Consider the following 15,467-nt stretch of genomic DNA (forward strand, 5'->3'; position numbering starts at 1 on the left):
TCGTTCCGAGGGACGCGAGTATCTGCTTTTTTCCCCGGTAGATGAGCCTAAGCACAACAGCGAATGCATGTATAACCGTAAGGCTATCGATGCATGGATTGGCAGACAGGCGGCGAAGCAGCCTGGTGCGGCTGTCCGTAAAAAAGCATAACCTGACGATCTGTTTCACTTATAGAGGTTAAATATGTCAAAAATTACTTACCCTAATCGGGCTTTCACGTCTCAAGAGGGACCGAAAAAAGCCCGATCCGATTGAACGCGATGAATTCCAACGATTGATCGCTGGGTGTAGTACACGGCAGCTGGCAAACTTCTGGGCCATCGCGATATACACGGGGCTGAAGCATGGCGAATTATGCGCTCTGACATGGGAAGATATTGATACGCATCGTTGGACCATAACCGTTATGAGAAATCTGACAAAACTGGGAGATTTCACACCACCCAAGACCGAAGCAGGTCGCCGGTGCGTTCATCTGATAGATGCTGCAAAGGACATTATCCGTGATCAGATGGAACTTACCAGGATGAGGAACAGCACAAGCGTAAATGTGCTAGGCCGTGAATATGCCTCTGGGGCTCAAGAAAACCTCACCTTCGTTTTTTGTCCAAAAGTCAACGCAATCAACAAAAGGAGCGAAGACTATTTTGCCGTCACGTCCATGGCGCAGACCTGGACTGCGGCGATGCGCAAAGCCGGTCTCAGGCAACGTAAACCTTACCAGTCCAGGCACACATACGCTTGCTGGTTTCTGTCAGCCGGAGCAAACCCGAATTTTATAGCCAGCCAAATGGGGCATGCCGACGCCCAGATGGTATACCAAGTATATGGCTCCTGAATGAAGGAAAATGACCAAGCCCAGCTGAACACCATGAACTCGAAACTGAACGACTTTGCCCCATGTATGCCCCACAATAAAACCGCCTGAATAAATTAGCCATATTAATCTTATAGTTAATTCCCCTAAACCTGCATATTCATGATATCAGTATAGGCGCTGACTAATTTGTTACGTACCTGAATACCCATTTGCATAGAGACGGATGACTTCTGCATATCCACCATCACGTCGTTCAGATTAACGCCTGATTTACCCATTTCGAAATCCTGCGCCTGAGTGCGCGCTTCATTTTGTGTATCACTGATTTTATCCAGGGCTGCTTTCAGCTCGCCGGCAAAGTCAGCATTGCTGCTTGTATCGATGCTCTTGCCACTGGCCTGAATCGCAGCGGTTTGCAACTGCTGAATCACACTTTCAATGCCCTGTATTGCCATTTTCTTCTCCGGTTATTACACAGCGGTGATTTTCACTGTTGCAAAACTTAACACAGTGTCAGCCAGACAAAGCCGCTAAATGAGAGCAAAAATCACGGCTTATCCACCCATCGAATTTCCTGTTTAAGAAAATAATGGCAGGTATCAGAAGTGAAAATTTTTCGTAAGTCGCCCAGGGAGTCAGTTTTGTTACGACACTACACGAAACAGTCCTGTCAACTGTCAGGCAGGAAAGAGTCATGAATGCAACTGTCACGCAGGATCAACCAGAGAAGAAAGGCCTGAACGACCTTTTCGCTCGCCTTCACGCTAATCCTCGCATTCCGATGATCGTTGCGGCAGCGGCGGCCATTGCCATCGTTATCGCGATGGTATTGTGGGCCAAACAGCCTGACTACCGGGCCCTTTACAATAACCTCAGCAATGAGGACGGCGGCGCAATCATCACTCAACTGACCCAGATGAACATTCCCTATCAGTTCGACGATAAGAGCGGCGCACTTACCGTACCTGCGGATAAGGTCTATGAACTGCGTCTGCGCCTTGCCCAGCAAGGATTGCCTAAAGGTGGCGCGGTCGGGTTCGAACTGCTGGACCAGGAAAAATTTGGTATCAGTCAGTTCAGTGAACAGGTGAACTACCAGCGTGCTCTGGAAGGAGAACTGTCGCGCACCATTGAAACACTGGGACCGGTTAAAAACGTTCGTGTCCATCTGGCGATGCCTAAGCCAACTCTGTTTGTCCGCGAGCAGAAATCTCCTACCGCCTCGGTGACGCTGAACCTGCAACCTGGCCGGGCGCTCGACGAGGGTCAGGTCAACGCCATCGTGCATATGGTTTCCAGCAGCGTTGCCGGTTTGCCACCAGGCAATGTGACCGTCGTTGACCAGGCGGGCCACCTGCTCACGCAATCTGATAATGCCGGGCGCGACCTGAACGATGCGCAACTAAAATACGCGACCGATGTTGAGAACCGTTACCAGCAGCGTATCGAAGCGATCCTCAACCCCATCGTCGGCAACGGTAATGTGCATGCACAGGTTACTGCACAGATCGATTTCAACAATCGTGAACAGACCGACGAAAAATATCAGCCTAACAGCGACCCTGCCAGTCAGACGATCCGTTCTCGCCAGACCAACAGCAGCGAGCAAATTGGTGGACAGTATCCGGGTGGTGTCCCCGGTGCACTGTCTAATCAGCCTGCGCCCGCTAACAGTGCCCCCGTCACTACGGCCGCTAACAGCAGCCAGACGAACGGCAATGCGACGAACAACACTGCAGCAAATAATAACGCTAATCAGAATAACAACAGCGGAAAAAGCAGCGTCCCGTCCAATACCAGTAACGCAAACACCACCAACTATGAATTAGACCGCACCATTCTTCACACCAAAATGAACGTGGGAGAGGTTCAGCGTCTTTCAGTGGCGGTGGTGGTTAACTATAAAACCGACGCGGCGGGCAAACCCATTGCCCTCACCGACGCGCAGATTAAACAAATTGAAAATCTGACCCGCGAAGCGATGGGCTTCTCCGATAAACGTGGTGACAGCCTGAATGTCGTCAACTCACCGTTTAATGATGCAGCAGAAACCGGTGACGATCTGCCCTTCTGGCAGCAGCAATCCTTTATTGATGAGCTGATGCAGGCCGGACGCTGGCTGCTGGTGCTGATTGTGGCCTGGGTGCTCTACCGCAAACTGGTGCGCCCACAGCTTCGTCGTAAAGCCGAACAGGAAAAAGCCGCCGCTGAAGCACTGGCTGTTGCCCAGCAAAATCGTGGCCCTGAAGAAGATGCCGTCTCCGTTAAGCTTTCTAAAGACGAGCTCGACCAGGAACGTAAATCTCAGCACCGCATGAGTGCTGAAGTCATGAGCCAGCGTATTCGTGAAATGTCGGAAAACGACCCACGCGTGGTGGCTCTGGTTATTCGCCAGTGGATGAAGGACGAACTATGAGCCTCAACGGTACTGAAAAAAGCGCCATCCTGATGATGACGATTGGCGAAGACCGCGCCGCCGAAGTGTTTAAGCACCTTGGTACCCGCGAAGTGCAGCACCTGAGTACCGCCATCTCGAATATGCGTCAGGTTTCTCATAAGCAGCTTACTGAAGTGCTGCGTGAATTCGAGGTGGACGCCGAACAGTTCGCTGCGCTAAGCGTTAACTCTAACGATTATCTGCGTACCGTGCTGGTGAAAGCGCTGGGCGAAGAGCGCGCGTCCAGCCTGCTGGAAGACATTCTCGAAACCCGCGAAACCACCAGCGGTATGGAAACCCTGAACTTTATGGAACCACAGGCCGCGGCCGATCTGATCCGCGACGAGCATCCGCAGATCATCGCCACCATCCTGGTACACCTTAAACGTGCCCAGGCGGCCGATATTCTCGCCCAGTTTGACGAGCGCCTGCGTCACGATGTCATGCTGCGTATCGCCACATTCGGCGGCGTTCAGCCTGCCGCGCTGGCAGAGCTGACTGAAGTGCTTAACGGCCTGTTGGATGGTCAGAATCTCAAGCGGGCGAAGATGGGCGGCGTGAGAACCGCAGCAGAAATTATCAACCTGATGAAAACACAGCAGGAAGAAGCCGTTATCGAAGCAGTTCGCGAATTCGACGGCGAGCTGGCTCAGAAAATCATCGACGAGATGTTCCTGTTCGAAAATCTGGTCGACGTGGACGATCGCAGCATCCAGCGCCTGCTGCAGGAAGTGGAATCCGAATCGCTGCTGGTTGCACTGAAAGGTTCCGATCAGCCACTGCGCGAGAAGTTCCTGCGCAACATGTCGCAGCGTGCGGCAGATATTCTGCGCGACGACCTCGCAAACCGTGGCCCGATGCGTATGTCTGCGGTAGAGAACGAGCAGAAAGCAATTCTACTGATCGTCCGCCGCCTGGCGGAAAGCGGCGAGATGGTGATTGGCGGCGGCGAGGAACAGTATGTCTGATAACGCTTCGATACCTTGGCAGCGCTGGCAACCTAACGATCTGGCGCAGCTTAACAAACCGCTGATTGAACTGCCGGTCGAGCCTGCCGAATTACCGGAGGACCCTTTCAGCCAGCAGCAGTTTGAACTGGAACAGTTGCAGACTCAGGTACGTAATGAGGCGCAGGGCTTGGGCTATGCGGAGGGCCAGCAGAAAGGCTACGGCGAAGGGCAGAAAGTAGGCTACGAGACCGGATACCAGCAGGGACTGATGGATGCCCAGCAGCAGCAGGCACCGCTGCAGTCAAGAATGCAGCAGCTGGTTTCTGAATTTTCCCAGACACTGGAAGCGCTGGACAGTGTGATTGCCGCGCGCCTGATGCAGATGGCACTGGAGGCAGCCCGCCAGGTGATTGGTCAGGCACCGCACGTAGACGGTACCGCCCTGCTACGGCAGATTCAAAATATGATCCAACAGGAACCCATGTTTAGCGGCAAACCGACGCTGCGTATTCATCCCGACGACCTGCCACGTATTGAGCAAAGCCTGGGTGCCACACTCAGCCTGCACAACTGGCGGCTGGTGGCCGACAGCACCATCCATCCGGGTGGTTGCAAAGTCAGCGCGGAAGATGGCGATCTGGATGCCAGTATTGCCACCCGATGGCATGAACTTTGCCGCCTGGCGGCACCGGGAGAACTGTAATGACCACCCGTCTTTCACGCTGGTTAGGCACGCTTGACGCCTTCGAACAGCGACTTGGTCAGCTTCCGGAGGTGCGCCGCTATGGCCGACTGACCCGCGCTACCGGGCTGGTGCTGGAAGCCACCGGCCTGCAGCTGCCGCTCGGGGCAACCTGCGTGATTGAACGTACCGATGCCAGCGGCATCGCCGAAGTCGAAAGCGAAGTGGTGGGCTTCAATGGTCAAAAACTCTTTCTGATGCCACTGGAAGAAGTAGAAGGGATTCTACCCGGCGCACGGGTTTATGCACGCGTCGCCGGAAACAGCCAGCAAAGCAGTAAGCAGTTGATGCTCGGACCGGAGCTGTTGGGACGGGTTCTGGACGGCAGCGGTCGCCCACTGGATGGTTTGCCCTCACCGGAAACCGGCTATCGCGCACCGCTAATTACGCCGCCATTTAATCCGCTGCAGCGCACGCCAATCACCGACGTGTTGGATACCGGCGTACGCGCAATCAACGCCCTGCTCACCGTCGGCCGCGGCCAGCGTATGGGTCTGTTTGCCGGTTCTGGTGTCGGTAAAAGTGTCCTGCTGGGAATGATGGCCCGCTACACCAAAGCCGATGTCATCGTGGTCGGCCTGATTGGCGAGCGCGGGCGTGAAGTAAAAGACTTTATTGAAAATATTCTTGGTAGCGAAGGCCGCGCCCGCGCGGTGGTGATTGCCGCCCCGGCCGACGTTTCGCCCCTGCTGCGCATGCAGGGTGCTGCTTACGCCACCCGCATTGCCGAAGATTTTCGCGATCGCGGTCAACATGTTCTGCTGATTATGGATTCCCTGACCCGCTACGCCATGGCGCAGCGTGAAATCGCCTTGGCGATCGGTGAACCTCCTGCCACCAAAGGCTATCCACCGTCGGTTTTCGCCAGGCTCCCCGCGCTGGTGGAACGTGCCGGGAACGGTATTGATGGCGGCGGTTCGATCACCGCCTTTTATACCGTGTTGACGGAAGGTGACGATCAGCAGGACCCGATTGCTGATTCGGCGCGCGCTATTCTCGACGGACATATTGTTCTGTCGCGCCGCCTGGCGGAATCCGGCCACTATCCGGCTATTGATATTGAAGCCTCGATTAGCCGCGTGATGGCACACCTGATCGATGAACAGCACTATGCGCGGGTGCGCCAGTTTAAGCAGCTGCTGTCGAGCTATCAGCGCAACCGCGATCTGGTCAGCGTCGGTGCCTATGCCGCAGGTAGCGATCCAATGTTGGATAAAGCGATTAAACTTTATCCAGAGCTGGAAGCATTTCTGCAACAAGGAATGTTTGAACGCAGCACCTTTGGCGATGCCTGCCTGCATTTACAGGCAATTTTTGGCTAACCGACGGAGTTGAGCATGAGCAAGCAAGCCTCACCCATCGCAACACTGTGCGATCTCGCGCAGAAGGATTTAGACCATGCGGCAACTCAGCTGGGCGAAGTGCGCAAGGCGCAAAAGCAGGCTGACGAACAGCTATCGATGCTGCTCAATTATCAAGATGAATATCGCAGAACCCTCAACAGCAATATGTCAGAGGGGATAAACAGTACGCGCTGGCACAACTATCACCAGTTTATCGCCACGCTGGAAGGGGCCATTGAGCAACACCGTCAGCAGCTGGCGCACTGGGATAGTCGACTGGAAAAAGCGCTGAATTACTGGCGCGACAAACAGAAGCGGCTGCACGCCTATGAAACTTTACAGGCGCGTGCGCTGGCAAACGAACTATTACAGGAAAACCGTCTCGATCAGAAACGGATGGATGAATTTGCCCAACGGGCATCATTGAGGAAAGGCGAATGAACACGTTGCCCATTGTTGTCAATGCCAGCAAAGTTACCACCACGTCGTCAGGATCGGCGGCTACCACTACCGATGTGGACAGCGATGTCAGCTTAGGAGACACCACGCGAACGGGTGGTGCTCAAGGCTTTTTGCGCCTGTTGGGCAGCAAATTGCTGACGGTAGCAAAGCAAGGGCAAACGGCATTACCCGCCACCGCGACCACCAGTGCGATTGCCACCGATGAGAGCACCGCAAGCACAGCGGGCAGTGATCAGACGGCTAAAACCAGGCTGAATAAACTGCTGGCCGCCTTAAACCAGCCGCAAAGCACGGACGGGCTTTTAGTATCGGCAACAACCACTACGAGCAGCGTCGCCGACGGAACTACAACCGATAACAGTACTGACAGCGCATCCCCCCCCGCCAGCGGCGATATGCAGGCTTTACAAGCATTGTTTGCCATGCTACCTCCGGCACAGCAGCAGGTTGCCTCACAGGTCAATAACACCACCAGCGCACAAGGGGATAGCAGCGGCATGCAGGGGGATAAGCAGGCCACACTTTCCTCCCTGTTATCAGACCATGATGTCAACACCACCTCCCAGCAAGATGCCAGTGCGGTGAAGGGCAGTGATAAAAGCGATCGGCGTTCCTCTGCACTTTCTCTGGCAAATGACACGGTGAGCAGTTCAGCGAAGAACAGCACAGACAGCAGCCAGCTGAATGCTGCCTTCCAGCAGGTGCTGAATCACATGACAAAAGATAGCGAGAAAGAAACTGCAAGCGCCACGTCCTCCAGCGCGATAACCACCGGTGTGACCAGTGCCGCATCGGCTGCGCTGACGCCCACCACAACCACCACGGTCACCGTGCCAGCCACCGCCCAGCTTAGTTCTCAGTTAGGTAGCCCGGAGTGGCAGCAGGCGCTCAGTCAGCAGATCGTGATGTTCAGCCGTAACGGCCGGCAAACCGCAGAGCTGCATTTACATCCGCAGGGCCTGGGCAGCATCCAGATCAGTCTGAAGCTGGATAATGACCAGGTGCAGCTGAATATGATATCCGGTCACAGTGAGGTTCGCGCAGCGCTGGAAGCGGCACTTCCTCAACTACGGACCGCGCTGGCGGACAGCGGCATCAGTCTTGGTCAGAGCAGCGTCAGCAGCGATGCTTTCCAGCAGAGCCAGGGTTTCAGCGGTCAGCAGGAACAGCAGCGCAATAACAGCGGCGGTAATACTTTTAGTCTCGCCAGTGAAAATGACAGTGACGTAACGGCTATTTCCGTGCCCGCCAGCTTGCAGGCACGCGCAGGCGGCAACAGCGCTGTTGATATTTTCGCCTGACGGCAACAAACGAAAAAGCTAACGGCAAAACCCGCGCTTTTTCAGCCAATTGTTTAGTGCAGGACGCGGGATAATCTGCCCATAATGCGGCGGGAAAGCGGATAACGTGGTAACGCTTTCCCCGAAAATAATCACAGGAAGTTATAGCTGATATGACCGATAAGAAAGCCAAAAGCGGCAAACGTAAGCTTCTGATACCGCTGATACTGCTGGTTTTAGTAATAGCAGGCAGCGCGGGAGGCTATTTCGTATGGCGCATGATGAAGGCTCCCACTGACACGGCCCAGGCGACAAAGCCTGCTGAACCGCCGCCAGCGCCGGTCTTTTTTGCTCTGGACACCTTTACCGTTAACCTGATTAATCCTGACAACGATCCAGATCGCGTGTTGTATGTCGGCTTCACGCTGCGCCTGCCCGACGAAGATACGCGTCGTAGAATGAATGATTATCTGCCGGAAGTGCGCAGTCGCCTGCTGCTGCTGCTGTCCCGTCAGAATGCCGCCACCCTTGGCAACGATCAGGGCAAACAGGATCTGGTCAATCAGATTAAAACCGTATTGGCTCCGCCGCTGGTTCCCGGCCAACCTCAGCAAACAGTGAATGATGTTCTGTTTACTGCCTTTATTCTGAGGTAAGAACATGGGCGACAGCATTCTTTCTCAGGCAGAAATTGACGCACTGCTCAACGGTGACAGCGACAGCGCGTCAGAAGAAAATGTCAGCAAGTCTGGCGACAATGATATTCGTCCCTACGATCCTAACACGCAGCGTCGTATGGTGCGTGAGCGCCTGCAGGCGCTGGAGATCATCAACGAACGTTTTGCTCGTTCCTATCGTATGGCGCTGTTTAACCTGCTGCGTCGCAGCCCGGATATTACCGTTGGTGCCATTAAAATTCAGCCATATCACGAGTTTGCCCGTAACTTGCCGGTGCCAACTAACCTCAACCTGATCCACCTCAAGCCGCTACGCGGTACGGCGCTGGTGGTTTTTTCACCAAGTCTGGTGTTCATTGCCGTTGATAACCTGTTTGGCGGCGACGGTCGCTTTCCGACCAAAGTTGAAGGACGCGAATTCACCGCTACCGAACAGCGCGTGATCCGCAGAATGCTCAAGCTGGCCATTGAGGGTTACAGTGAAGCGTGGAAACCAATTTATCCGCTGGACGTGGAGTACGTCCGTTCAGAGATGCAGGTCAAGTTCACCAATATCACCACCTCACCGAATGATATCGTGATTACCACGCCGTTCCAGGTGGAAATTGGCAACCTGCTTGGTGAATTCAATATCTGCATTCCCTTCAGCATGATTGAACCTCTGCGAGAAACGCTGGTAAACCCACCGCTGGAGAACTCGCGTCAGGAGGATAACTACTGGCGTGAAACCCTGGCGAAGCAGGTTCAGCACTCCGAACTGGAGCTGATTGCTAATTTTGCCGATGTGTCGATGCGTATCTCACGGCTGCTTGCCTTGAAACCTGGCGATGTATTACCCATCGAAAAACCGGAGCGCATTATCGCCCATGTCGATGGTGTACCGGTATTAACCAGCCAGTACGGCACCCTTAACGGACAATACGCTTTGCGCGTGGAACATCTGATTAACCCGATTTTGAATTCGATGAACGAGGAACAGCCCGATGAGTGACACCAAGAAGCCGTCCGAAGACGACATTTCCGCGGACGACCTGTGGGCTGACGCGCTGAATGAGCAGGCGACAACCAGCGCACCAACTGAAGGGGTGTTCAAATCGCTGGAAAGCAATGAAATTGCCGGGTCGCTACAGGATATCGACCTGATTATGGATATTCCGGTCAAGCTGACCGTGGAGCTGGGCCGCACCAAAATGACCATTAAAGAGCTGCTGCGTCTGACGCAAGGCTCGGTAGTGGCGCTGGATGGGCTGGCCGGCGAACCGCTGGATATTCTGATTAACGGTTACCTGATTGCCCAGGGAGAAGTGGTGGTGGTGGCGGATAAATACGGTGTGCGTATTACTGACATCATTACACCGTCAGAACGCATGCGTCGTTTGAGCCGTTAACATGAATAACAACACCGTCCAGACTCAGCCATCAACTGCGGTGGGACAACCGGTCATGTCCACGGCGTCGACGCTGACTCAGGTCAGCAGCGTATTGGCCATTATTATTTTGTTGATTCTAATCTGTGCCTGGATAGCGAAACGGCTTGGCTTCACCCCAAAACGCGGTAGTAGCGGGCACAGTTTATCAGTCAGCGCCAGCTGTCAGGTGGGACAACGTGAGCGTGTGGTCATTGTTGATGTGGAAGATACCCGACTGGTGCTGGGCGTGACCAGCCACAATATTTCGCTGCTACACGCCCTGCCGCCACAGGACAGCGCGACCGAGTCAAAGGCCGGAGTGGATTTCCGTCAGGCCATGCAACAATTAATTAAACGTCGCGGAAAGCCCGAATGAAGCGTACGTTGATCCTGCCTGGCTTATTGATGCTGCTGGCCCCAACAGTACATGCCCAGTTACCGGGCCTGATGAGTCATCCGTTAGCCAACGGCGGACAGAGTTGGTCGCTGCCGGTTCAGACACTGGTGTTTATCACCTCGTTGACCTTTCTTCCGGCAATTCTGTTAATGATGACCAGCTTCACCCGCATCATTATTGTGTTTGGCCTGCTGCGCAATGCGCTGGGCACCCCCTCCGCGCCGCCAAACCAGGTATTGCTCGGGCTGACACTGTTTCTGACCTTTTTTATTATGGGTCCGGTGTTCGACAAAATTTATCAGGATGCCTACCTGCCCTTCAGCCAGGATAAAATCAGTATGGAGGTGGCAATAGACAAGGGCGCCCAGCCTCTGCGCGAATTTATGATGCGTCAGACCCGTGAAGCCGATCTGGCCCTGTTTGCTCGCCTCGCTAACAGTCCCCCCTTACAGGGACCGGAAGCCGTACCCATGCGTATCTTGCTTCCTGCCTATGTCACCAGCGAACTGAAAACGGCTTTTCAGATTGGATTCACCGTTTTTATTCCGTTCCTGATCATTGATCTTGTGGTGGCCAGCGTCCTGATGGCCCTGGGAATGATGATGGTGCCGCCAGCCACTATATCACTTCCCTTTAAGTTGATGCTGTTCGTACTGGTGGATGGCTGGCAGTTACTTATTGGTTCTCTGGCCCAAAGTTTCTATTCATAAATAAAGTAGTGTTAAGGCTCTGTAAACGCTCCATAAAAGCAGAATCGCGTGCCTGTAATGAGACGGGCGGCTAATTAATTACAGCGGTAAACATTTTGTGTGGTTCGCCTGGTAAATTCACCTTTTTCTTTGGAGTCGCTGATGACGCCCGAATCGGTTATGGTTATAGGTCACGATGCAATGCAGGTTGCGCTGGCGCTGGCAGCACCATTATTGCTGGCGGCGCTGGTGAGCGGTTTGCTGATCAGTTTGTTGCAGGCAGCCACGCAAATAAACGAACAAACCCTGTCATTTATTCCTAAGGTGCTTGCCGTGATCGCTACTATTGTGGTGGCAGGCCCGTGGATGTTAAATCTGATTCTGGATTATATACGCACGCTGTTTAGTAACCTGCCGAACATGATTGGCTGATGTTAACTGTAGACAGCAACCAAATGCTGGCATGGGCGGGCCAGTTATTCTGGCCCTTTGCACGCATTATGGCGTTAATAATGACGGCCCCGCTTCTCAGCGAGAAATCTATTAGTAAAAAGGTCAAAATTGGCCTCGGCCTGATGATTACCTGTGTTTTACTTCCTTCCCTTCCGCAGGTTAACGTCACGCTATTTTCAGCCGGGGGCTTCTGGCTATTGCTGCAGCAAATACTGATCGGCGTGGCGATTGGTTTTACCATGCAGTTTGCTTTTGCAGCGGTGCGAACCGCAGGTGAAGTGATCGGGTTACAAATGGGCCTGTCCTTTGCCACCTTTTTTGATCCTGCCAGCCGATTGAATATGCCAGTTCTGGCACGCTTTCTTGATATTCTTGCCATGCTGTTATTTCTCACGTTTAACGGGCATCTCTGGCTTATCTCTATGGTGGCAGACAGTTTTCATACCTTGCCGATTGGCGGCGATCCGGTAAATGGCAACGCTTATCTGGCGCTGACCAGGGCAGCGGGGATGATTTTCCTTAACGGTTTGCGATTAGCCTTACCCCTGGTGACCTTGCTGCTCACGTTGAACCTGGCCCTGGGTTTGTTAAACCGTGTGACACCACAACTCTCTGTTTTTGCTATTGGCTTTCCGATTACCTTATCCTTTGGCATCATATTTATGAGCCTGATGATGCCGCTACTGGGCCCTTTCTGTGAACATCTCTTTAGTGAAGTATTTGATTTACTCGCGAGTATTCTCAGTGAACTTCCTTCCAGATAAATTAATGAATTTCGATTGGTGAATTTAACGATTGTTAAGTATATAGAATGTTTACTTGCATTTTTCACCCCCTCTTTATAAGAATCCTCTTAAGGAAATTCTGATAAATGAAACTTCACTATGAAAAACATTCTTATTAAATGCTGATTAGCGTATTTTGATTATGAAAAGGCTCGAAATGCTTCCCAAAGGTTACCAGAGGTGTCACTAACAACATTATGTTTTAAATGGAAATGTTCACTTTATAACCCTCTGTTATCGCAGAACGTTTTCTTTCCGCATTGTCAGCTTTCTCAAGTAATCATTCATTTTATGAATGCTGTTTAGGAATTATCCTATCAGATTTCTTTGTATTTTGCGGGATAGTGGCACTACTCACAAAAAGTGACCTTTGCTGTCCTGACAGAAATTCGTCGATAACTATTTCAGAAAGGTTATATTTTCAATGTTTGGTCTGATTAACACCATTATTAAGCTGAAACGGCAGACATCATACTGGTGCAGAAATCATGGTTTGAAGAGCTATTTAACTCAACACAGCAGTGTCAATAATGATATGAAATAAAAGCACCTACTTTTATCAATACTATAATCGTATAATTCATCGTCAATTCAGGCGGATAACAATTGGTGAGGGCCGTAACAATGCCAACAATTATAATGGACACGTGTAGTTATACCCGAATAGGGTTGACAGATTATTTGGTCTCAAAAGGTCTTAAGAAGAAAAACATCACATCCGTTACTGACATAGACCAGCTACAAACCAGATGTCAACAGATTCAGCCTGGCGTCGTGTTTATTAACGAAAATTGTTTTATCCATGAAGGAGATGCCAGTCAGCGAATAAGATCTATTATTATGCATAACCCTGATACATTATTTTTCATTTTTATGGCAATATCTAATATTCATTTCGAAGAATATCTCTATGTTCGCAAGAATCTGATTATCACTTCGAAATCAATAAAACCGGCCACATTGGATAATTTGTTAGACAGTTATTTTCAGAAAGAAATTAACAACTCCTCACGGTATACATCCGGATTAGATGCCAATCCACTTACGTTAAGTCAGACTGAATCAAATATGCTAAAAATGTGGATGTCAGGTCACGATACTATTCAGATATCGGATAAAATGAAAATTAAGGCTAAAACCGTGTCCTCCCATAAGGGAAATATCAAACGTAAAATAAAAACGCATAATAAACAGGTTATTTATCATGTTGTCCGTCTTACCGACAATGTAACCAGCGGCATTTACGTGAATGTAAGATAGACTCGTCTGCATGATAACGGCCGGTTGTATCCGGCTATTATCTTTCTGGTACAACGGGCTGCCTTTCACTGTTCTTTGTACAGTTTGTCAGCCAGATCGCACTTTTATGTTAATACTTTTTCTGGTTTTGCCGATGCTCTCATGAACCGCCGGAACGTCGATTCGACTTCCCTTACTGAGAGCAAAAGGACATGAAACCATCACAACCCCAGGCAGACCTGTCCCGGGTAAGTTTCTGGCAACACCTGCCCCTTGTACTCCTCTTCAGCGTTATTCCTGGCGAAATTTTATTACTTTTTGCGCTCTGTATTAGTTTTGCCAGCTATTTTCTGATGCAAAGCAATGGTTCATTAAATGACGTCACCGAAGAAATTCAGATTCGCATGGCACTTTCTGACAGCTCCAGCCAACTACGTAGCGCACGACTCAATATTATTCATGCCGCTACGGCAGCCCACATTGGAGAGATGGATACGTATGACAACGATCTTAAACAAACAGAAAAATGTATTCAGGCTGCCAAAGACAATTTTAATATCTATCTCAATAGTCCGGTAAAAACGCCCGATGACGCTGCCCTGAATGACGAACTGAAAATGCGTTTTGAACGCTATATTACTCAGGGGCTGCTGCCTATGGTAAAAAGCGCCCGAGACGGCAGCTTTGAAGGCGTTATCTCTCAGGAAACAGACTTTAGTCGTAAACTGGATGATGCTTACAGCGACTTCCTGCAAAAAGCTATCGCTATCCGTGTTCAGCGTTCGGATGCCATAAATAGCACAGTATGAAATGCGCCACAGCGTGGCGCTCATGGCCAGCGCGTTTGCTGTCGCCCTTCTGCTCACGCTTGCCACCTTTGTTTTTCTTCGTCGCGTGGTGATTCGCCCACTGCATCAGGTCGTAGAGCGAATCGGACATATTGCTCAGGGCGACCTTATCTCTATCTCTCCCGTTCAAACCTGGTGACGGGGTGAAATAGGTACGTTAGGAAATAACTTGCAAGTAATGCAGCAGGCACTGATCGATCAAAACGGTGAGCGCCGTACGCAAGGGTGCAATGGCCATTTATCAGGGTTCAGCAGAAATACCGACCTTTCTTCACGGACCGAGCAGCAGGCTTCCGCGCTGGAACAGACCGCCGCCAGTATGGAACAGCTGACCGCTATAGTGAAACAAAATGCCGACAATGCCCATCATGCAAGTCAGCTTGCAGCAGATGCTTCCGGTAAAGCGCATCAGGGCGGAGAGATTGTTAGTGATGCCATCGCTACCATGAATAATATTTCCGGGAGTTCAAAGAAAATTGCCGAGATTACGACGGTGATCAACAGTAGTGCCTTTCAAACCAATATTCTTGCATTAAATGCAGCGGTAGAAGCGGCGCGAGTAGGTGAGCAAGGACGTGGCTTCGCCGTCGTTGCCAGCGAGGTGAGAAATCTTGCGCAGCGCGGACACTGCTAAAGAGATTGAAATGCTGATTGCTGAACCGGCAGAACTGATTAGCAGGGGATCGTCCCAGGTTAGCAACACAGGTAAAACCATGACCGATATAGTTGAAGCCGTGCGTCGCGTGACTGATATCATGGCTGAAATTGCGACTGCCTCTGATGAACAAAGCAAAGGTATTCAGCAGGTCAGCACTGCAGTAACCGAGATGGATAATGTAACTCAGCAAAATGCCGCGCTGGTAGAAGAAGCGACTACGGCAGCCGCCTCGAGACTGTAATTAAAATTGTGTAATTGCCTGTTTTTGATATGTTCA

General features: G+C 51.4%; 16 protein-coding genes and 2 pseudogenes. 17 read left to right on the forward strand and 1 reads right to left on the reverse strand.

The features are described 5' to 3' along the window. Window positions 1–10: 10 nt before the first annotated feature. Window positions 11–151, forward strand: a pseudogene (gene xisR, locus LU633_RS14700) (excisionase family protein); the annotation flags it as partial. Between the two features lie 124 nt (window positions 152–275). Continuing rightward, complete coding sequence (locus tag LU633_RS26250) at window positions 276–839, forward strand: site-specific integrase (protein WP_016189494.1); 564 nt, start codon at window positions 276–278, stop codon at window positions 837–839. 125 nt (window positions 840–964) lie between these two features. On the opposite strand, the gene fliE is transcribed toward LU633_RS26250, so the two are convergent. Beyond that, window positions 965–1,276, reverse strand: coding sequence for a flagellar hook-basal body complex protein FliE (fliE, locus tag LU633_RS14705; RefSeq protein ID WP_016189495.1), 312 nt, complete (start codon window positions 1,274–1,276; stop codon window positions 965–967). A 239-nt stretch (window positions 1,277–1,515) separates the two neighbouring features. Between fliE and fliF the strand changes: the two genes are divergently transcribed. The 15 genes and pseudogenes from fliF to LU633_RS25965 form a co-directional block, all read left to right on the forward strand. Next, complete coding sequence (gene fliF, locus LU633_RS14710; RefSeq protein ID WP_016189496.1) at window positions 1,516–3,237, forward strand: flagellar basal-body MS-ring/collar protein FliF; 1,722 nt, start codon at window positions 1,516–1,518, stop codon at window positions 3,235–3,237. Next, window positions 3,234–4,226, forward strand: coding sequence for a flagellar motor switch protein FliG (gene fliG, locus LU633_RS14715; RefSeq protein WP_016189497.1), 993 nt, complete (start codon window positions 3,234–3,236; stop codon window positions 4,224–4,226). Before fliF ends, fliG begins: the two co-directional genes overlap by 4 nt. Next, window positions 4,219–4,911, forward strand: a complete 693-nt coding sequence (gene fliH, locus LU633_RS14720) for a flagellar assembly protein FliH (RefSeq protein ID WP_016189498.1) — start codon at window positions 4,219–4,221, stop codon at window positions 4,909–4,911. Before fliG ends, fliH begins: the two co-directional genes overlap by 8 nt. Continuing rightward, window positions 4,911–6,272, forward strand: a complete 1,362-nt coding sequence (gene fliI, locus LU633_RS14725) for a flagellar protein export ATPase FliI (protein WP_016189499.1) — start codon at window positions 4,911–4,913, stop codon at window positions 6,270–6,272. The genes fliH and fliI overlap by 1 nt, the downstream gene beginning before the upstream one ends. Before the next feature lie 15 nt (window positions 6,273–6,287). After that, the gene (fliJ, locus tag LU633_RS14730) at window positions 6,288–6,734 is read left to right on the forward strand and encodes a flagellar export protein FliJ (RefSeq protein ID WP_016189500.1); all 447 of its coding nucleotides are present in this window, start codon (window positions 6,288–6,290) and stop codon (window positions 6,732–6,734) included. After that, entirely contained in the window at window positions 6,731–8,056 is a 1,326-nt protein-coding gene (locus tag LU633_RS14735; RefSeq protein ID WP_016189501.1) for a flagellar hook-length control protein FliK, read from the forward strand. The genes fliJ and LU633_RS14735 overlap by 4 nt, the downstream gene beginning before the upstream one ends. 152 nt (window positions 8,057–8,208) lie before the next feature. Continuing rightward, window positions 8,209–8,691, forward strand: a complete 483-nt coding sequence (fliL, locus tag LU633_RS14740) for a flagellar basal body-associated protein FliL (protein ID WP_016189502.1) — start codon at window positions 8,209–8,211, stop codon at window positions 8,689–8,691. A gap of 4 nt (window positions 8,692–8,695) precedes the next feature. Then, the gene (fliM, locus tag LU633_RS14745; protein WP_016189503.1) at window positions 8,696–9,703 is read left to right on the forward strand and encodes a flagellar motor switch protein FliM; all 1,008 of its coding nucleotides are present in this window, start codon (window positions 8,696–8,698) and stop codon (window positions 9,701–9,703) included. Further along, window positions 9,696–10,100 carry a flagellar motor switch protein FliN gene (fliN, locus tag LU633_RS14750; RefSeq protein WP_016189504.1) on the forward strand — a complete coding sequence of 135 codons (405 nt, stop codon included), beginning with the start codon at window positions 9,696–9,698 and terminating at the stop codon, window positions 10,098–10,100. Before fliM ends, fliN begins: the two co-directional genes overlap by 8 nt. Window position 10,101: 1 nt before the next feature. After that, the gene (gene fliO, locus LU633_RS14755) at window positions 10,102–10,497 is read left to right on the forward strand and encodes a flagellar biosynthetic protein FliO (RefSeq protein WP_016189505.1); all 396 of its coding nucleotides are present in this window, start codon (window positions 10,102–10,104) and stop codon (window positions 10,495–10,497) included. Beyond that, window positions 10,494–11,228 carry a flagellar type III secretion system pore protein FliP gene (gene fliP, locus LU633_RS14760; protein ID WP_016189506.1) on the forward strand — a complete coding sequence of 245 codons (735 nt, stop codon included), beginning with the start codon at window positions 10,494–10,496 and terminating at the stop codon, window positions 11,226–11,228. The genes fliO and fliP overlap by 4 nt, the downstream gene beginning before the upstream one ends. A gap of 141 nt (window positions 11,229–11,369) precedes the next feature. Continuing rightward, the gene (gene fliQ / locus LU633_RS14765; RefSeq protein ID WP_016189507.1) at window positions 11,370–11,639 is read left to right on the forward strand and encodes a flagellar biosynthesis protein FliQ; all 270 of its coding nucleotides are present in this window, start codon (window positions 11,370–11,372) and stop codon (window positions 11,637–11,639) included. Then, window positions 11,639–12,424, forward strand: coding sequence for a flagellar biosynthetic protein FliR (gene fliR, locus LU633_RS14770; protein WP_016189508.1), 786 nt, complete (start codon window positions 11,639–11,641; stop codon window positions 12,422–12,424). The genes fliQ and fliR overlap by 1 nt, the downstream gene beginning before the upstream one ends. Before the next feature lie 645 nt (window positions 12,425–13,069). Next, window positions 13,070–13,705: a transcriptional regulator RcsA gene (gene rcsA, locus LU633_RS14775; RefSeq protein WP_016189509.1), complete on the forward strand. Its 636-nt coding sequence runs from the start codon at window positions 13,070–13,072 to the stop codon at window positions 13,703–13,705. Between the two features lie 191 nt (window positions 13,706–13,896). Then, a pseudogene (locus tag LU633_RS25965) lies at window positions 13,897–15,422 on the forward strand (methyl-accepting chemotaxis protein); the annotation flags it as partial. Window positions 15,423–15,467 lie beyond the last annotated feature (45 nt).

This window comes from Erwinia tracheiphila (assembly GCF_021365465.1).
GTDB lineage: Bacteria > Pseudomonadota > Gammaproteobacteria > Enterobacterales > Enterobacteriaceae > Erwinia > Erwinia tracheiphila.

Bases quoted from the DNA above. Each gene is read 5' to 3' on its own strand.
- fliF (WP_016189496.1), top strand. From the start codon at position 1,516: ATGAATGCAACTGTCACGCAGGATCAACCAGAGAAGAAAGGCCTGAAC.
- fliJ (WP_016189500.1), top strand. From the start codon at position 6,288: ATGAGCAAGCAAGCCTCACCCATCGCAACACTGTGCGATCTCGCGCAG.
- LU633_RS14735 (WP_016189501.1), top strand. From the start codon at position 6,731: ATGAACACGTTGCCCATTGTTGTCAATGCCAGCAAAGTTACCACCACG.
- rcsA (WP_016189509.1), top strand. From the start codon at position 13,070: ATGCCAACAATTATAATGGACACGTGTAGTTATACCCGAATAGGGTTG.
- fliQ (WP_016189507.1), top strand. From the start codon at position 11,370: ATGACGCCCGAATCGGTTATGGTTATAGGTCACGATGCAATGCAGGTT.
- fliL (WP_016189502.1), top strand. From the start codon at position 8,209: ATGACCGATAAGAAAGCCAAAAGCGGCAAACGTAAGCTTCTGATACCG.
- fliI (WP_016189499.1), top strand. From the start codon at position 4,911: ATGACCACCCGTCTTTCACGCTGGTTAGGCACGCTTGACGCCTTCGAA.
- fliP (WP_016189506.1), top strand. From the start codon at position 10,494: ATGAAGCGTACGTTGATCCTGCCTGGCTTATTGATGCTGCTGGCCCCA.
- fliE (WP_016189495.1), bottom strand. From the start codon at position 1,276: ATGGCAATACAGGGCATTGAAAGTGTGATTCAGCAGTTGCAAACCGCT.
- fliN (WP_016189504.1), top strand. From the start codon at position 9,696: ATGAGTGACACCAAGAAGCCGTCCGAAGACGACATTTCCGCGGACGAC.
- fliH (WP_016189498.1), top strand. From the start codon at position 4,219: ATGTCTGATAACGCTTCGATACCTTGGCAGCGCTGGCAACCTAACGAT.
- fliM (WP_016189503.1), top strand. From the start codon at position 8,696: ATGGGCGACAGCATTCTTTCTCAGGCAGAAATTGACGCACTGCTCAAC.
- fliO (WP_016189505.1), top strand. From the start codon at position 10,102: ATGAATAACAACACCGTCCAGACTCAGCCATCAACTGCGGTGGGACAA.
- fliR (WP_016189508.1), top strand. From the start codon at position 11,639: ATGTTAACTGTAGACAGCAACCAAATGCTGGCATGGGCGGGCCAGTTA.
- fliG (WP_016189497.1), top strand. From the start codon at position 3,234: ATGAGCCTCAACGGTACTGAAAAAAGCGCCATCCTGATGATGACGATT.